18 protein-coding genes are annotated in these 17,251 nt (G+C 63.9%); 9 read left to right on the forward strand and 9 right to left on the reverse strand.

Translation table 11 applies throughout. The features are described 5' to 3' along the window. Positions 1–141 precede the first annotated feature (141 nt). Positions 142–1,026: a LysR substrate-binding domain-containing protein gene (locus FQ664_RS20780; RefSeq protein ID WP_144174543.1), complete on the forward strand. Its 885-nt coding sequence runs from the start codon at positions 142–144 to the stop codon at positions 1,024–1,026. 176 nt (positions 1,027–1,202) lie between these two features. Here the strand turns inward: FQ664_RS20780 and FQ664_RS20785 are convergent, their stop codons facing one another. The 6 genes from FQ664_RS20785 to FQ664_RS20815 all read right to left on the reverse strand — a co-directional run bounded on the left by FQ664_RS20785 (position 1,203) and on the right by FQ664_RS20815 (position 7,719). After that, a complete protein-coding gene (locus FQ664_RS20785) occupies positions 1,203–2,621 on the reverse strand; it encodes an amino acid permease (RefSeq protein ID WP_178091026.1) in 1,419 nt (472 codons plus the stop codon). A gap of 644 nt (positions 2,622–3,265) precedes the next feature. After that, complete coding sequence (rluB, locus tag FQ664_RS20790; protein WP_144174545.1) at positions 3,266–4,333, reverse strand: 23S rRNA pseudouridine(2605) synthase RluB; 1,068 nt, start codon at positions 4,331–4,333, stop codon at positions 3,266–3,268. 274 nt (positions 4,334–4,607) lie between these two features. After that, positions 4,608–5,378 (reverse strand): SMC-Scp complex subunit ScpB, encoded by a 771-nt coding sequence (gene scpB, locus FQ664_RS20800; protein WP_144174547.1) that lies wholly within the window; start codon positions 5,376–5,378, stop codon positions 4,608–4,610. Continuing rightward, positions 5,365–6,090, reverse strand: a complete 726-nt coding sequence (locus FQ664_RS20805; protein ID WP_178091033.1) for a segregation and condensation protein A — start codon at positions 6,088–6,090, stop codon at positions 5,365–5,367. The genes scpB and FQ664_RS20805 overlap by 14 nt, the downstream gene beginning before the upstream one ends. Positions 6,091–6,215: 125 nt before the next feature. After that, on the reverse strand, positions 6,216–6,845 hold the full coding sequence (locus FQ664_RS20810) for an L-threonylcarbamoyladenylate synthase (RefSeq protein ID WP_112253257.1): 630 nt from the start codon (positions 6,843–6,845) through the stop codon (positions 6,216–6,218). A gap of 13 nt (positions 6,846–6,858) precedes the next feature. Further along, a complete protein-coding gene (locus FQ664_RS20815) occupies positions 6,859–7,719 on the reverse strand; it encodes a PHP domain-containing protein (RefSeq protein WP_144174551.1) in 861 nt (286 codons plus the stop codon). Between the two features lie 67 nt (positions 7,720–7,786). Between FQ664_RS20815 and FQ664_RS20820 the strand changes: the two genes are divergently transcribed. The 5 genes from FQ664_RS20820 (at position 7,787) to FQ664_RS20840 (ending at position 11,450) form a co-directional block, all read left to right on the forward strand. After that, positions 7,787–8,380, forward strand: a complete 594-nt coding sequence (locus FQ664_RS20820; protein ID WP_144174553.1) for a septation protein A — start codon at positions 7,787–7,789, stop codon at positions 8,378–8,380. A gap of 1 nt (position 8,381) precedes the next feature. Beyond that, positions 8,382–8,681 carry a YciI family protein gene (locus FQ664_RS20825; RefSeq protein WP_015271283.1) on the forward strand — a complete coding sequence of 100 codons (300 nt, stop codon included), beginning with the start codon at positions 8,382–8,384 and terminating at the stop codon, positions 8,679–8,681. Between the two features lie 144 nt (positions 8,682–8,825). Beyond that, positions 8,826–9,503, forward strand: coding sequence for a response regulator transcription factor (locus tag FQ664_RS20830; protein ID WP_144174555.1), 678 nt, complete (start codon positions 8,826–8,828; stop codon positions 9,501–9,503). Positions 9,504–9,632: 129 nt separating this feature from the next. Next, a complete protein-coding gene (locus FQ664_RS20835) occupies positions 9,633–10,049 on the forward strand; it encodes a Spy/CpxP family protein refolding chaperone (protein ID WP_144174556.1) in 417 nt (138 codons plus the stop codon). A 60-nt stretch (positions 10,050–10,109) separates the two neighbouring features. After that, complete coding sequence (locus tag FQ664_RS20840; protein WP_144174800.1) at positions 10,110–11,450, forward strand: sensor histidine kinase; 1,341 nt, start codon at positions 10,110–10,112, stop codon at positions 11,448–11,450. A 148-nt stretch (positions 11,451–11,598) separates the two neighbouring features. Here the strand turns inward: FQ664_RS20840 and FQ664_RS20845 are convergent, their stop codons facing one another. Continuing rightward, the gene (locus tag FQ664_RS20845) at positions 11,599–12,156 is read right to left on the reverse strand and encodes a nitroreductase family protein (RefSeq protein ID WP_144174558.1); all 558 of its coding nucleotides are present in this window, start codon (positions 12,154–12,156) and stop codon (positions 11,599–11,601) included. 102 nt (positions 12,157–12,258) lie between these two features. On the opposite strand from FQ664_RS20845, the gene FQ664_RS20850 reads away from it, so the two are divergent. Beyond that, positions 12,259–13,713, forward strand: coding sequence for a TrkH family potassium uptake protein (locus FQ664_RS20850; protein WP_085589111.1), 1,455 nt, complete (start codon positions 12,259–12,261; stop codon positions 13,711–13,713). Here the strand turns inward: FQ664_RS20850 and FQ664_RS20855 are convergent. Next, positions 13,670–14,731, reverse strand: a complete 1,062-nt coding sequence (locus FQ664_RS20855; RefSeq protein ID WP_144174560.1) for an AraC family transcriptional regulator — start codon at positions 14,729–14,731, stop codon at positions 13,670–13,672. The genes FQ664_RS20850 and FQ664_RS20855 overlap by 44 nt on opposite strands. Before the next feature lie 153 nt (positions 14,732–14,884). Here FQ664_RS20855 and FQ664_RS20860 point away from each other — a divergent pair, with 153 nt between their 5' ends. Next, positions 14,885–15,196, forward strand: coding sequence for an Mpo1-like protein (locus FQ664_RS20860; RefSeq protein ID WP_144174562.1), 312 nt, complete (start codon positions 14,885–14,887; stop codon positions 15,194–15,196). A gap of 28 nt (positions 15,197–15,224) precedes the next feature. Here FQ664_RS20860 and FQ664_RS20865 read toward each other — a convergent pair whose 3' ends face one another. After that, complete coding sequence (locus FQ664_RS20865; protein ID WP_144174564.1) at positions 15,225–16,022, reverse strand: UDP-2,3-diacylglucosamine diphosphatase; 798 nt, start codon at positions 16,020–16,022, stop codon at positions 15,225–15,227. Positions 16,023–16,359: 337 nt separating this feature from the next. On the opposite strand from FQ664_RS20865, the gene FQ664_RS20870 reads away from it, so the two are divergent. Continuing rightward, complete coding sequence (locus FQ664_RS20870) at positions 16,360–17,250, forward strand: DMT family transporter (protein ID WP_144174566.1); 891 nt, start codon at positions 16,360–16,362, stop codon at positions 17,248–17,250. Position 17,251 lies beyond the last annotated feature (1 nt).

The raw sequence follows: 17,251 nt of genomic DNA on the forward strand, positions 1-17,251 counted from the left end.
CTCTTGATATTGGCTAATTCACGGGATTGCTGTCGTTCCGGCATGGGTGATGGCATGCGGGGATGACGTATAGGCCAATGTTCCTGTAGTTTCGCTTCAGGGGCAAACGGATAATCCTGCCGCTATCAATGACTTTTATGAATGAATTACCGCCACCTGACCCCGTCCATGTCGCTGCTACTGGCTTTCGAGGCCGCCGCCCGGCATGAGAGCTACACCCGCGCCGCCGCCGAGCTGTCGCTGACCCAGAGCGCGGTCAGCCGCCAGGTGCAGGCACTGGAGCAGCAGCTGGGCCTGACCCTGTTCCGCCGCGAGGGGCGCCAGGTGCAGCTGACCGATGTCGGTCGCCTGTACCAGCGCGAGCTCAGCGAGGCACTGGGGCGCATCCGCAGCGCCACTTTGCAGGCACTGGCCTACCAGTCGGGGGTGGGCACCTTGCGCCTGGCCACCCTGCCGACCTTCGGCTCGAAATGGCTGCTGCCGCGTCTGCATGCGTTCTACAGCGCCCACCCGGGCATGCTGGTACACATCCATTCACGCATCGAGGCCATCAACTTCGACACCAGCGAGATCGATGCCGCCATCGGCGTGGCCAGCCACGACCTGCCGGGGCTGATCTGCCATCGCCTGCATGCCGAGGAACTGGTGGTGATATTGCCGCCGGAAGCTGGCGCAGACAGCCAGGGCTGGAGCCCGGCCCGCATCAGTGAAGAGGTGCTGCTGAATGTGGCCAACAACCCGCATGCCTGGGGCGAGTGGTTCTCGCACCATGGCCTGGCGCACCGGGCGATGCGCCTGGGGCCGAGCTTCGAGCTGACCTCGCACCTGATCCAGGCGGTGCGGGCCGGGATTGGCATCGGCCTGGTGCCGCGCATACTGGTGGAAGAGGAACTGGCCAAGGGCGAGCTGTACAGCCCCGGGGGGGCATTTGCCAGCCAGCGCAGTTATTACCTGATCTACCCGCAGCGCAATGAGGCATTGCCGTCGCTGCGGGCGTTTCGCAGCTGGTTGCTGGAGCAGATCTGATTTTTGGCTGTGCCGACCTCTTCGCGGGTAAACCCGCTCCCACAGGTGTAGCGCTGCTTTCAGGTCAGGTGATGCCCCTGTGGGAGCAGGTTTACCCGCGAAGGGGCCGGTACAGGCAATAAAAAACCCGAAGCCAGTTCCTGACTTCGGGTTTTTTGTACGCTACCTGCAGCGCCTTACTTGGCGACGCTACCAACAGCCTCGACTGCCTGCGCCTTGCGACGCGGCTTGATCATGTAGGCCACGAACATGGCGACCAGCCACACCGGGATCGCATACACGGACACCTGGATACCCGGGATCATCAGCATGATACCCAGGATCAGCACCACGAACGCCAGGCAGATGTAGTTGCCATAGGGGTACCACAGCGCCTTGAACAGCGGCTTCTGACCGGTGCGGTCCAGATGCTGACGGAACTTCAGGTGCGAGTAGCTGATCATCGCCCAGTTGATCACCAGGGTGGCCACCACCAGCGACATCAGCAGCTCCAGCGCGTTCGACGGCATCAGGTAGTTGAGCAACACCGCGATCAGGGTCACGGCTGCCGACACCAGGATCGAGCGCACCGGTACACCGCGGCTGTCGACCTTGGCCAGCGCCGCCGGGGCGTCACCTTGCTCGGCCATGCCCAGCAGCATGCGGGCGTTGCAGTAGGTGCCGCTGTTGTACACCGACAGTGCCGCCGTCAGGACCACGAAGTTCAACAGGTGCGCGGCCACGTCACTGCCCAGCAGCGAGAACACCTGCACGAACGGGCTGCTGCCATAGCTGCCACCGGATGCATCGATGCTGGCGACCAGGTTGTCCCATGGGGTCAGCGACAGCAGCACCACCAGGGCACCGACATAGAAGATCAGGATGCGGTAGATGACCTGGTTGATCGCCTTGGGGATCACGGTCTTCGGCTTGTCGGCCTCGGCTGCGGTGAAGCCGAGCATTTCCAGGCCACCGAAGGAGAACATGATGAAGGCCAGGGCCATCACCAGCCCGCTGACACCATTCGGGAAGAAGCCGCCATGCGACCACAGGTTGGCCACGGTGGCTTCAGGGCCGCCGCTGCCGCTGGTCAGCAGGTAGGCACCCAGGCCGATCATGCTGACGATAGCCACCACCTTGATGATGGCAAACCAGAATTCGGCCTCACCGAAAAACTTCACGTTCATCAGGTTGATGGCGTTGATCAGCACGAAGAACGCTGCCGCCGTGACCCAGGTGGGGATCTCCGGCCACCAGTAGTGAACATACTTGCCGACTGCCGAAAGCTCCGACATGCCCACCAGGATGTACAGCACCCAGCAGTTCCAGCCCGACAGGAAGCCGGCGAAACCACCCCAGTAGGTGTGGGCGAAATGGCTGAACGAGCCGGCCACCGGCTCTTCGACGATCATTTCGCCGAGTTGGCGCATGATCATGAAGGCGATGAAGCCGCAGATGGCGTAGCCCAGGATCATCGACGGGCCAGCGGATTTCATCACGCCTGCCGAGCCGAGGAACAGGCCGGTACCAATCGCACCGCCGAGGGCGATCAACTGGATATGGCGGTTCTTCAGGCCCCGCTTGAGCTCGCCTGAATGCATGTTTTGTCCACTCATGAACGAAGTCACCTGCATTGTTTTTATCTGTGACGGAATCGGACCCACCGCGCTCGTGGCGCAGCGGAATGGGCAAGGTGGTTACCTTGGGTTTCTTGACCTCAGGTGCCGCCGGAGCGGGTCAACCAGGCGTAATCAAGAGTGCGCGGTACGCAAAGGAGTCACAGGTAAAACGCGGCGCACTGTATACCCCTGCAAACGCGCAGGCGTCAACGCGTTGCATCGTTTCCTTGGGAAAAAACGCAGCGATCCTGTGGTGTGGGCCTTGAAAGGCGGAGTGATCGGCGTACATGGCGCCTCCATTTGTTGTTTTGTCAGCCCGGCTCTGTGGACAGGCTTTTGCACACGGCAATGGCAGCTATAACACCGTGGGGCGGGGGTTTGGGCAAGGGTGGCCAGGGCCGGGGCGGGGCGTTTGGGGCTTTACGGATGGCAAGGTTTGTTTACAGGGTGGGGTATGTTCTGAAATGCGGGCGGAAATCGGCCACCTTTGTATAGATTTATTTACAGGGTGGTTCGTGAACTTGCCAGTCGTCCGAAAAATTCTTTTGCTTCAATATCTTGGGGCCGCTTTGCAGCCCCAAATTCTCACAGCCATAAAAAAACCAGCCCGAAGGCTGGTTCTCTTTCAAAGCAAAAGCCAATCAGCCGCGCGGCTTGCCGCGACCACGGCCCGCCGGCTTGTCACCTTCTGGCTTGCCCGGACGCTTGCGCATCTCGCTCGGGCGCTCGGCCACGGTGCTGCCACGGCCGGTCTTGCGCGGGGCCTCTTCACGCGGCTGGCGCGCCGGGCGTTGCTCGCCAGCAGCACCTTCGTGCGCCGGGCGCAGGTTGCGCACGCGCTCGCCACGCCCCAGCGGGCGGGACGATTTGCGCTGCATGCGCTCCATCTTGTCCTTGGCCTTGAGGTTCAAGGTTGGCAGCGCCACCGGCTGCAAGCCCACTTCAGCGGCCAAGATGTCAATTTCGCCCTGGGACATTTCCCGCCAGCGGCCCATCGGCAGGTCGGAATTGAGGAACACCGGGCCGAAACGCACGCGCTTCAGGCGGCTGACCACCATGCCCTGGGACTCCCACAGGCGACGCACTTCACGGTTACGGCCTTCCATCACCACGCAGTGGTACCAGTGGTTGAAGCCTTCGCCACCGGGTGCCTTCTGGATGTCGGTAAACTTGGCCGGGCCGTCTTCCAGCATCACGCCGGCCTTCAGGCGCTCGATCATTTCGTCGTCGACCTCACCACGCACACGTACCGCGTACTCACGGTCCATCTCGTAGGACGGGTGCATCAGACGGTTGGCCAGTTCACCGTCGGTGGTGAACAGCAGCAGGCCGGTGGTGTTGATGTCGAGGCGGCCGATATTGATCCAGCGGCCTTCTTTTGGCCGTGGCAGGCGGTCGAACACGGTCGGGCGGCCTTCCGGGTCGTCACGGGTGCAGATTTCGCCATCGGGCTTGTTGTACATGATCACCCGGCGGGTGGCCTCGGCGGCCTCTTCGCGCTTGATCAGCTTGCCATCCACGGCAATGGCGTCGTGCAGGTCGACGCGCTGGCCGAGGGTAGCCTCGACGCCATTGACCTTGATGCGGCCCTGGCTGATCCAGGCTTCGACGTCACGGCGCGAGCCAACGCCGATGCGCGCCAGCACTTTCTGCAGCTTTTCGCCGGATGGAGGGGTGATTTCGCTATCTTGCAGGTCTTGCTCACTCATCTGGGCACCTCCCGGTGTAGGAATGAAATAAGGGTTTTGGCGACGAATGTGCCAAAAGGCCGCGCATCATACGCGGTTCGGCGGGGGAACGCACTGGAGGGTAGAGGGTTTTGTGGGCTTTGCGAGGGGTTTCTGCCTAATGGTGATGTATTGGCAGTGCCGGCCCTCGCGCGGGTAAACCCGCTCCCACAGGTACAGCACCACTCTCAGAACCTGTGATATCCCTGTGGGAGCGGGTTTACCCGCGAAGAGGCCAGAACAGTCAGCAGGAAAATCAGGGCTGCAACTTGTCCTCTTCGGCCGCAGAGACTTCAGGCTCTTCTTCGCGCAAGTCATCGAAATCGGTCTTCAGCCCCTCTTCCATGGCATCCAGCTCCACCAGCAGGCTACGGAAGCTGGTCTCCTCCTTCGGCTCGGCCACCTCTTCCTCCTCCCCAAGGCTGGCATCGGCCAAAGCCTGCAAGTGGGCAGGCACCGGCGCATCATCCGGGTCGAGCAGCGGCTCCGGCTCCATCTCCCGCAGTTCGGCCAAGGCCGGCAGCTCGTCCAGGCTCTTGAGGTTGAAATGGTCGAGAAACGCCTTGGTGGTGGCGAACATCGCCGGTCGCCCGGGCACTTCGCGATAGCCGACCACGCGGATCCACTCACGCTCCATCAGGGTCTTGATGATATTGCTGTTCACCGCCACACCGCGCACATCCTCGATTTCGCCGCGGGTGATGGGCTGGCGGTAGGCGATCAGGGCCAGGGTTTCCAGCAGCGCACGCGAGTAGCGCTGCGGGCGCTCTTCCCACAGGCGCCCGACCCACGGCGCAAATTCCTGGCGAATCTGCAGGCGGTAACCGCTGGCCACCTCCTTGAGCTCGAATGCGCGGCCATTGCACGACTTGCCCAGCAGCTCCAGAGCCTGCTTGAAGACCTTGGGCTCCGGTCGCTCGGCGTCCTCGAACAGCTCATACAGGCGCTCCAGGGATTGCGGCTTGCCCGAGGCCAGCAGAAAGGCTTCGATCAGCGACGCCAGGTCGCGGGGTTCATTCAGGTTCATCAGGTTCTTCAACAAGCGCCGGGCGAAGCCGCACATGGATGGCGGCAAAGGGTTCATTCTGCACCAGTTCGACCAGCGATTCCTTCACCAGCTCGAGAATCGCCATGAAGGTCACCACCACGCCCAGCTTGCCCTCCTCGGCGGCAAACAGCTCGACGAAGGGCACGAACGCCCCGCCCTTGAGGCGTTCCAGCACCTGGCTCATGCGCTCGCGGGTGGACAGGGTCTCGCGGGTGATCTGGTGGCTTTCGAACAGGTCGTTGCGGCGCATTACCTCGGCCATCGACACCAGCAGCTCCTCCAGGCTGACCTGCGGCAACAGCTTGCGCACCTTGGCCTGTGGCGCCTCCAGACGCGGCACCAGCACCTCGCGGCCGACCCGTGGCAGTTCGTCGATGCCCTCGGCAGCAGCCTTGAAGCGTTCGTACTCCTGCAGGCGGCGGATCAGCTCGGCGCGCGGGTCGCCCTCCTCTTCCTCGACGTCAGTCGAGCGCGGCAGCAGCATGCGCGACTTGATCTCGGCGAGCATGGCGGCCATCACCAGATATTCGGCAGCCAGCTCCAGGCGCACGCTCTTCATCAGCTCCACATAGCCCATGTACTGCCGGGTAATTTCGGCTACGGGGATGTCGAGAATGTCGATGTTCTGCTTGCGGATCAGGTATAGCAACAGGTCCAGCGGGCCCTCGAACGCTTCGAGGATGACCTCCAGGGCGTCCGGCGGGATGTAGAGGTCCAGCGGCAGTTCGGTCAGGGCTTCGCCGTAGACCAGCGCCAGCTGCAACTGCCGAGGCACCTCGGCCTGTTCGGCCGGCGCCTCGGGCGCTTCCACCTGGCTCACGCGCTGACCAGGAACGGCGTGGGGTCGCCGCAGCCTTCACGGACCAGCTCCGGCTCGTCGCCGGACAGGTCGATGATGGTCGATGCCTTGAGGTCGCCGAAACCGCCGTCGATCACCAGGTCGACATGGTGCTCCAGGCGCTCGCGGATCTCGTAAGGGTCGGTCATCGGTTCGTCGTCACCTGGCAAGATCAGGCTCACGCTCATCAGCGGTTCGCCCAGTTCAGCCAGCAGGGCCAGGGTGATGGCATGGTCCGGCACACGCAGGCCGATGGTGCGGCGCTTTTCGTGCAGCAGCAGACGCGGCACTTCGCGGGTGCCGTTGAGAATGAAGGTGTAAGGCCCGGGCACATGGGCCTTGAGCAGGCGGAAGGTGCCAGTGTCGACCTTGGCGTACAACCCCAGCTGCGACATGTCACAGCACATCAGGGTGAAGTTGTGGGTCTTGTCCAGGCCGCGCAGGCGCCGTACTCGCTCGATCGCCGCCTTGTTACCGATCTGGCACCCCAGGGCATAGGCCGAGTCGGTCGGATACACCACCACGCCACCCTTACGGATGATCTCGACGGCCTGTTTGATCAGGCGCGCCTGCGGGTTCTCCGCATGAATCTGGAAAAATTGGCTCACGTAGTCGTCCTGTTCATACCGCCAAAGGCTGTTCATGGCTGAATCGGCGCCACAGAGGTGGCAGGTCCTCGGGCAAAGGCCGGTAGGCACCGATCTCGCCCCAGGTGCCGGGGCCGTGGAAGTCACTGCCGGCGCTTGCCAGCAGGCCGAACTCACGGGTGAGGATGGACATCGTGCCCACCTGCTCGGCCGGCATCATCCCGTTGACCACTTCAAGTGCCTGCCCGCCTGCCTGAATATAGTCGGCAATCAGCCTTCTGCGCTTGCTGCGGGTCAGATCGTAGTGCATGGGATGCGCCAGGCTCACCCACGCATTGGACTGGCGCAGGGTGGCGACGGTTTCATCGAGGGTCGGCCAGTGCTGCTTGACGTCCCCCAACTTGCCGGCGCCCAGCCATTTGCGAAACGCCTCGCCGCGGTCCTTGACGTGCCCGGCACGCACCAGATACTCGGCAAAATGCGGGCGTGCCGGGGCGTTGCCGCTATCGCCCAGCTCGTGCTGCACGGCGCGGGCGCCGTCGAGGGTACCTGGCATGCCCTTGGCCGCCAGCCGCTTGTCGATTTCTTCGGCGCGCAGCCAGCGGCCACGGTGCAGCGCTTCGATCGCCGCCAGCAGGGGCGGTGCATCGAGCGGGAAGTCATAGCCCAGCACATGGATGGTCGCGCCACCCCAGGTGCACGACAGCTCCACCCCGCTGACCCAGTGCATGCCCTTGTCGCGGCACGCCTGGCGCGCCTCGGGCAGGCCTTCGACGGTGTCATGGTCGGTCAGTGCCAGCGTTTGCACCCCATGCTCATGGGCCCGGGCGACCAGTATCGAGGGCGACAGGGCGCCGTCGGAGGCCGTGCTGTGACAGTGCAGATCAACATTCATGGAGGAGCGCTTTCGCTGGAATCGATGTTTGTTATTATGCCGTCACATCCCGATTCTGGCTCCCATTGTGAAACAATTCATCGATTTCATCCCGCTGCTGCTGTTCTTCATCGTCTACAAGCTCGACCCGCGCCCCATGGAAGTCGCCGGCCACAGCTTCGAATTCGGCGGTATCTACAGCGCCACGGCCATGCTGATCATCAGCTCGCTGGTGGTCTATGGTGTGCTGTTCCTGCGCCAGCGCAAGCTGGAAAAGGGCCAGTGGCTGACCCTGGTGGCTTGCCTGGTGTTCGGCGGCCTGACCCTGACCTTCCACAGCGAAACCTTCCTCAAGTGGAAGGCGCCGGTGGTGAACTGGCTGTTCGCCCTGGGCTTCGCCGGCAGCCACTTCGTCGGTGACCGGGTGCTGATCAAGCGCATCATGGGCCACGCCCTGAGCCTGCCCGATGCCATCTGGACCCGCCTGAACCTGGCCTGGATCGGTTTCTTCCTGTTCTGCGGTGCGGCCAACCTGTTCGTCGCCTTCACCTTCCAGGACTTCTGGGTCGACTTCAAGGTGTTCGGCAGCCTGGGCATGACCGTGATATTCCTGGTGGCGCAGGGCGTGTACCTGTCACGCCACCTGCACGACGACCCTTCTACCTCCAAACCCAAGGATTGACATGCTCTACGCCATCATCGCCAGCGACGTCGCAAACTCCCTGGAAAAGCGCCTGGCCGCCCGCCCGGCGCACATCGAACGCCTGCAGCAGCTGAAGGCCGAGGGCCGCGTGGTACTGGCCGGCCCGCACCCGGCCATCGACAGCAACGACCCGGGTGAAGCGGGTTTCAGCGGTAGCCTGATCGTTGCCGAGTTCGACTCCCTCGCCGCGGCGCAGGCCTGGGCCGATGCCGACCCTTACATTGCCGCGGGCGTGTACGACAAGGTAGTGGTCAAGCCGTTCAAGCAAGTACTGCCTTGATCTGAGACCGGGTGGCCATCTTCGCGGGCAAGCCCGCGAAGATGGCCACGTGGTACCAGCAGTTATACTCTGGCCATCAGTCTGCGGTATCTTTGCCACTGGCGGGCCGATATAACCGCCGTCAATGGTTGAATTGAGTGAGTCATGAGCGAGCTGTTACTGATTGATGATGACCAGGAGCTGTGCGAGCTGCTCGGCAGCTGGCTGACCCAGGAAGGGTTTACCGTGCGCGCCTGCCACGATGGCCAGAGCGCACGCCAGACCCTGGCCGCGCACGCCCCGGCGGCCGTGGTGCTGGACGTGATGCTGCCCGACGGCAGTGGCCTGGAACTGCTCAAACAGTTGCGCAGCGAGCATGCCGAACTGCCGGTACTGATGCTCTCGGCCCGCGGCGAGCCGCTGGACCGCATCCTCGGCCTGGAACTGGGCGCCGACGACTACCTGGCCAAACCTTGCGACCCGCGTGAACTCACCGCTCGCCTGCGTGCCGTGCTGCGCCGCAGCCACCCCACCGCCACCACCAGCCAGGTGGAACTGGGCGACCTGGTCTACAGCCCTGCTCGTGGCGTGGCCAGCATCGATGGCCGCGAAATGACCCTGACCCTGTCCGAAAGCCGCATTCTCGAAGCCCTGCTGCGCCAACCCGGCGAGCCACTGGACAAGCAGGAACTGGCGCAGATTGGCCTGGGCCGCAAGCTGACCCTGTACGACCGCAGCCTGGACATGCACGTCAGCAACCTGCGCAAGAAGATCGGCCCGCACGCCGATGGCCGGCCACGCATCGTGGCCCTGCGCAGCCGTGGCTATTACTACTGCCTGTGAAATCGCCGGGGCCGCTGCGCACCCTGATTCATCTTTACCGAGCCTTTACCCTCCGCTGACCGCGCTTGACGGTGATCTCCCTAGACTGTGTTCATCCGGTGACCACCGGCCTATGAAAGGAGAGACACCATGCGCAAGACCCTTATCGCCCTGATGTTCGCCGCCGCCCTGCCGACCGTGGCCATGGCCATGCCTGAAGGCGGCCCGCGCCACGACGGCCCACATCATCGCGGTGATGCGGCTTTCCACCAGCTGGACTTGAGCCGTGACCAGCGCCAGCAGATCGGCAAGCTGATGGGTGAGCAGATGAAACAGCGCCGCGACATCACCGAGCGCTACCTGTCCAAACTGCCGGCCGCCGACCAGAAGGCGATGAAGGACGAACTGCAGGCCAACCGCGACAAGACCGACAGCGCGGTCCGTGCCCTGCTCAAGCCTGAGCAGCAGAAGAAGTTCGACGAGCTGCAGAAGGAACGCGCCGCACAGAAAGCCGAGTGGCAGGAGTTCCAGGCCTGGAAAGCTGAAAAAGGCAACAAGGCCCAGTAAGCTGACCGCCCGATGCCCGGCCCGCCCCAGTGCGAGCCGGGCTTTTCTCATTTGCAGGAGGTGCACTTGCGTTCACTGTTCTGGCGCATCCTGGCCAGTTTCTGGCTGGCCATCACCCTGGTTGCAGGCCTGTCGATCCTGCTGGGCCATATGCTCAACCAGGACGCCTGGATCCTCAGCCGCCACCCGGGCCTGAATACCCTGGCCAGCAAGTGGGCCAAGCATTACGAACAGGAAGGCCTGGCTTCGGCACAGCACTTCCTGGAACGGCGCAAAGACCGCTACAAGATCGACGTGCAAGTGCTCGACGACAGTGGCGAAGCTGTGGTGCCCGGCACCTTCCCACGCCGTGCGGCGGCCTTCGAGGCACGCCAGCACAATGACCAGCGGCGCCTGCCGTGGCGCCGCCTGACCGAGGAATACACCAGCCCCGACACCGGCCAGACCTACCTGCTGATCTACCGCATCCCCCATCCAGCGCTGGATGCCTGGCACCGCGAGAGCCTGTTGTGGCCGCTCAGTGCGCTGGGCATTGCCCTGGTGGTGCTGACCCTGTTCAGCCTGCTGGTGACCCTGTCCATCACCCGCCCGCTCAGCCGCCTGCGCAGCGCCGTGCATGACCTGGGCCAGACCACCTACCAGCAGAACAGCCTGGCGCAGCTGGCGGCGCGACGTGACGAGTTCGGCGTGCTGGCCAAGGACTTCAACAAGATGGGCGCACGCCTGCAAAGCACCATCGGCAGCCAGCGCCAGTTGCTGCGCGATGTGTCCCATGAATTGCGCTCACCGCTGGCCAGGCTGCGTATCGCCCTGGCCTTGGCCGAGCGCGCAGAGCCTGAGCAGCGTGAAGCCCTATGGCCACGCCTGACCCGCGAATGCGACCGCCTGGAAGACCTGATCAGCGAAATCCTCGCCCTGGCGCGGGTCGATGCCGAACAGGCCCATGCCGAGCCGGTCGACCTCAATGCCCTGCTCGGCAGCGTGCGCAAGGACGCCCAGCTCGGCGCGCCGGAGCAGGACGTACGCCTGGAGGCGCAGCCGGGGTTGACCTTGCAGGGTTGGCCAACGCTGATCGAGCGTGCCGTGGACAACCTGCTGCGCAACGCCCTGCGCTTCAACCCGGTGGGCCAGCCGATCGAAGTCAGCGCCGTGCGCGAGCAGGACGGTATCGTGATCAGCGTGCGTGACCATGGGCCGGGGGCGGCGGCGGAGCACCTGGGGCAACTGGGGGAACCGTTCTTCCGTGCGCCGGGGCAGGATACGCCAGGGCATGGGCTGGGGCTGGCGATTGCGCGCAAGGCGGCGGAGCGGCATGGTGGCAGCCTGGTGCTGGAGAACCACCCGCAGGGTGGGTTTGTAGCTCGCTTGGAGTTGCCTGTGACTGCAGCGACTGTCAGTTGATGGGGGTGTAAAGCAACTGCCCTGTTCGCGGGTAAACCCGCTCCCACAGGGGCCCTGCTAATTCAACGAGTTATGTGCAGTTCTGTGGGAGCGGGTTTACCCGCGAAAGGGCCAGATGCCCTGATACGGCAATCAGCCCAGGGCTGCGTTATTCGCCCCAGGCACTGACGAAATCAGCCGTCTGCAGAATCGGTGCGGTGCGCGGCTCGGTCAGCGGCGTGCCGACATACAGGTAACCGACCAGCTCCTCGTTCCCGGCCAGCCCCAAGCCCTTGTGCACATGGGCATCGTAAGCCACGTCACCGGTGCGCCACACCGCCCCGATACCTTGCGCATGCGCCGCAATCAGGATGCCGTGCGCCGCGCAGCCCGCGGCCAGGCGCTGCTCGGACGTGGGCACCTTGAAGTGGTCCTGCAGTTTGGCAATCACCACGATCAGCAACGGCGCCCGCAGGGGCATGGCGCGGGCCTTGTCCAGGGCAGCCTGGCTGGCATCCCCCTGGTGCTGAAGCGCTTCGGCGAACAGCTCCCCCAGTTTCTCGCGGCCCTGGCCTTCGATGGTGAGGAAACGCCACGGCCGCAACTGGCCGTGGTCCGGGGCGCGCAGGGCGGCCTGGAACAGCGCCTCGCGCTGGGCGGCATTGGGCGCCGGGTCGGTCAGGCGTGGCACGGATACACGGTTGAGCAATGCGTCGAGAGCCTCCATCGGCTACCCTCCTGGTAAGTGAATGGGTCGCCATTCTAGCGTTTACATCACCAGACCCATAGGTAGAATGGCGCCCTTCCGTTTCGAGTCAGAGCAGATCACATGGCGTTGCCGACCTTAAGGATCATTGGTTTCATCATCGGCATCTTCCTGATTACCCTCGCCGTCAGCATGGCCGTGCCCATGGCGACCCTGGTGATCTTCGAACGCACCCGTGACATGCCGTCGTTCCTCTGGTCGAGCCTGATCACCTTCATCGCCGGCCTGGCCCTGGTGCTCCAGGGGCGCCCCGAGCATGTGCACCTGCGCCCGCGCGACATGTACCTGCTGACCGTCAGCAGCTGGCTGGTGGTGTGCGTGTTCGCCGCCCTGCCGTTCCTGCTGACCCAGCACATCAGCTACACCGACGCCTTCTTCGAAAGCATGTCGGGAATCACCGCCACCGGCGCCACCGTGCTCAGCGGGCTCGATAACATGTCACCGGGCATCCTGATGTGGCGTTCGATGCTGCACTGGCTCGGCGGCATCGGCTTCATCGGCATGGCAGTAGCGATCCTGCCGCTGCTGCGCATCGGTGGCATGCGCCTGTTCCAGACCGAATCGTCCGACCGCTCGGAGAAGGTCATGCCGCGCTCGCACATGGTCGCCAAGTCGATCGTGGGCGTATACGTGGGCTTCTCGATCCTGGGCGCGCTGGGCTTCTGGTGGGCCGGCATGAGCCCGTTCGATGCAATCAACCACGCCATGTCGGCAATTTCCACTGGCGGGTTTTCCACCTCCGACCAGTCGCTGGCCAAGTGGGATATCCCGGCCGTGCACTGGGTCGCGGTGGTGGTGATGATCCTCGGCAGCCTGCCCTTCACCCTTTACGTGGCGACCCTGCGCGGCAACCGCAAGGCACTGATCCGCGACCAGCAAGTGCAGGGTTTGCTGGGCATGCTGGTGGCCACCTGGCTGGTGCTTGGCACCTGGTACTGGGCCACCACCAACCTGCACTGGCTCGACGCGCTGCGTCACGTGGCGCTGAACGTGACCTCGGTGGTCACCACCACCGGGTTCGCCCTGGGTGACTACAGCCTGTGGGGCAACTTCTCGCTGATGCTGTTCTTCTACCTGGGCTTCGTCGGCGGCTGCTCCGGCTCGACTGCAGGAGGCATCAAGATCTTCCGCTTCCAGGTCGCCTACATCCTGCTCAAGGCCAGCCTCAACCAGCTGATCCACCCGCGCGCGGTGATCAAGCAGAAGTACAACGGCCACCGCCTCGACGAAGAAATCGTGCGTTCGATCCTGACCTTCTCGTTCTTCTTCGCCATTACCATCTGCGTCATGGCGCTGCTGCTGTCGTTGCTTGGCGTGGACTGGATGACCGCCCTGACCGGCGCTGCCGGCACGGTCTCGGGTGTAGGCCCGGGCCTGGGTGAAGTGATCGGCCCGTCGGGCAACTACGCCACGCTGCCGGACGCTGCCAAGTGGATCCTCGCCAGCGGCATGCTGCTCGGCCGCCTGGAAATCATCACCGTGCTAGTGTTGTGCATGCCAGCGTTCTGGCGCCACTGACCACCTCGGGCTCCGCGCCAAGGCGCGCGCGGAATTCACCGGGCGTGGCATCGAACCAGCGGCGGAACGCCCGGTAGAAGTTGCTGGGGTCGGCAAAGCCCAGCAGGTAGGCGGTTTCCAGCAGGGTCATGCCTGGCTGCGCCAGGTACTGTTCGGCCAGTTCACGGCGGGTATCATCGAGCAGGGTCTGGAAGCTGGTGCCTTCCTCCTGCAAGCGCCGCTGCAAGGTACGCTGCGACAGGTGCAGGGCCTGGGCCACGGTTTCGCGCTTGGGCTCGCCCTGCGGCAGGATACGGCACAGTACCTGGCGCACACGGTGGGTGACCCGGCTTTCCGAGAACCGCGCCAGGTATTCGCCGGCAAAGCGGTCATGCAGGATGGCCATGGCTTCGTTGGCGGTGGGCAGCGGTGCCTCCATGTCGGCGCGCGCGAACACCAGCGCATCGTACGGCGCAGCGAACACCAGCGGCGAATGAAACGCCACCTTGTACGGCTCGACATTCTTTGGCTGCGGCCCCTGCACCAGCACTCGACGCGGCTGCACCGGCCGACCGCTGAGCCAGCTGCACAGCGCCAGCGCGCAGGCCAGCGACGCTTCGGCACTGTGCCGGGTCGGCGGCAGATGGTCGCCGTGCACGGTCAGGATCAGCGAATAGCCCTCGGGGCCGAGGACGAAGCTGAGGTCGGAGCTTTCGGCGATGATGCGCTGGTAACGCACCAGGCGCTCGAAGCCTTCGGCCAGGGTGCGGCTGGACATCAATGCATAACCCACAACATGGAACGACGCCGGGCGCACCACCCGCGCCATGTTCAGGCCTATGGCCTCGTTGCCCGACAGCTCCACCGCCAGTTGCCACAGCCGGGTCATGGAGTCCTGGGGGAAGCGCGCGTCGGGGTCGTCGAGGGCAGCGAAATCCAGCCCCAGTTGCTTGAACATGGCCTGACAGTCCAGCCCTTCCAGTTCGAGTGCCTTCACGATCCCTGATGCCCAGCTGGCTGACGTGGTTCTTTCGCTCATGACAGGCTTCTTATGCTGACCGCTCCTGCGGTGAACCCCGAGGATATTCAATTGGCGCCTATTGTCACTGGTAGGCATCGCCAATCACTCTAGACTCGAATCAGGCTCCACGCCGTGCATCTTGTCCAGAAGTATTAATACCGGAGCACTGTCATGAACCGCACAGCGCAGTTTCGCAGTTTTGCCGAGTTCTATCCTTATTACCTGGGAGAGCACAGCAACCCCACCTGTCGCCGCCTGCACTTTGTCGGCACCAGCCTGGTGATTGTCCTGCTGGCCTATACCATCGGCAGTGGCAAATGGTTGCTGCTGCTGGCCGCACCGCTGTTCGGCTACGGCTTCGCCTGGGTCGGGCATTTCTTTTTCGAAAAGAACCGACCTGCAACCTTTACCTACCCGCTGTATAGCCTGATGGGAGATTTCGTAATGTTTCGGGATATCCTGCTTGGCAGGATCAGCCTGTAGATTTTGGGCCCCTCTGGGCCCTCACCCTCTACGCCGGTTGGCGCAGTGCCGCCGCTGCCTGCGCCTCGGCCAAGCGGTACAGCTCGATCGTGCCATCCCAATGCTCGATCAGCGCCGTGCAGGACTCCACCCAATCCCCGCAGTTGAGGTACTCCACCTCCCCCACCTGGCGAATCTCGGCATGGTGGATATGCCCACACACCACCCCATGAAAACCACGACGGGAGCACTCGTGGGCAATGGCATCCTCGAAGTCGCTGATAAAGTTCACCGCGCCTTTGACCTTGTGCTTCAGGTACGCCGACAGTGACCAATAGCCGTAACCATAGCGGGCACGCCAGTGGTTGAGCCAGCGGTTGAGCAGCAGGGTGAACTCGTAGGCACGGTCACCGAGGAACGCCAGCCAGCGGTGGTAACGGGTAATCACGTCGAACTGGTCACCATGGATCACCAGCAGGCGGCGGCCATCAGCGGTCAGGTGCTCGGCCTCGTCCACCAACTGGATGTTGCCGAGCATCAGCCTGGAGTAACGGCGCAGGAATTCGTCATGGTTGCCGGTGACGTAGATCACCTCGGTGCCCCGCTTGCTCATGGTCAGCAGCCGGCGGATCACGTTGGTGTGGGCTTGTGGCCAGTAGATGCCGCCGCGCAGCTTCCAGCCATCGATGATATCGCCGACCAGGTAGATGCGGTCAGCCTGGTAGCCCTTGAGGAACTGCGCCAGGTGTTCGGCCTGGCAGTCGCGGGTGCCCAGATGCACATCGGAGATCCACAGGGTACGTACGCGTTGCTTGCGCGAGGGACGGGACAGTTCGGCATGGGTCATGGGCAGGCTCCGGCGCAGTTTGCTGGAGACTGGCAGGCGCGGATGACAGCGCAGTGGCAAAACCGTTACGAGTGATGGGTTGCAGGGAATGAGGCACAATGCGCTTCTGCCCTGCCAGGATGCGTTTGTGTGTAGCCTCTGGCTTTGCGGCGCGAGCCTGGCGACAACTGACAGCAGTCTTGCGACAGGACTTGTTTGCCTGAGCCTTTGCACGTTGCCTGTGCCGGCCCTTTCGCGGGTAAACCCGCTTCCACAGGTATCGCGTCGCATTCGGAACCTGTGCAGTACCCGCGAAAGGGCCGGCACTGCCTGTAAAGATCTTGAGCAAGGACCACTCATGAACCACCGCACCGCCCTCGGCGCCCTGCACATCGGCGCGCTGTTCTTCGGCCTCACCGGCGTCTTCGGCAAACTGGCCGCCAGCGCCAGCCCGGCGATCATCGTCTTCGGCCGCGCCGCCTTCGCCGTGCTCGCCCTCGCCGTGTTCGCCAGCCTGGCCGGGCCAGGCTGGCAACGCCTGAGTGGCCAGGACGCCCGCCGTCTGCTGCTCGGCGGCGTGCTGCTGGCCGGCCACTGGGTCAGCTTCTTCATCGCGGTAAAGGTTGCCGGCGTGGCCATCGCCACCCTCGGCTTCGCCAGCTTCCCGGCCTTCACCGTAATCCTCGAAGGCCTGCTGTTCCGCGAGCGCATCCGCCGCAACGAGGCTGTGCTGGTATTGTTGGTCAGCATCGGCCTGGTACTGGTCACGCCGGCATTCGACCTGGCCAGTGAAGCCACCGGTGGCCTGCTCTGGTCATTGCTGTCGGGGCTGCTGTTCTCTCTGCTGTCACTCACCAACCGCGCCGGCTCCGGCCGCCTGCCCGCGGTGCAGGCGGCGCTGTGGCAGAACCTGGTGGTGGGCCTGTGCCTGCTGCCGTTCGCAGCACCGGGCCTGGCCGGCGTCACCGCCATGGACTGGCTGTGGATCGCCCTGCTCGGCATCTTCTGCACCGGCGTGGCGCACAGCCTGTTCGTCGCCAGCCTGTCGGTGATCAAGGCGCGCACCGCCGCCGTGGTGTTCGCCATGGAACCGGTCTACGGCATTGCCGTGGCCTGGGTGGTGTTCGCCGAAACCCCGACCCTGCGCATGCTGCTGGGCGGCGCACTGATCATCTTCGCCATCGTGCTGTCCAGCCGCCTGGCCGCCGAGCAACCGCCCAGGCAGCGGCCACTGGCCGAGGGCGCCTGAT

This window comes from Pseudomonas persica (assembly GCF_900291015.1).
Lineage (GTDB): Bacteria > Pseudomonadota > Gammaproteobacteria > Pseudomonadales > Pseudomonadaceae > Aquipseudomonas.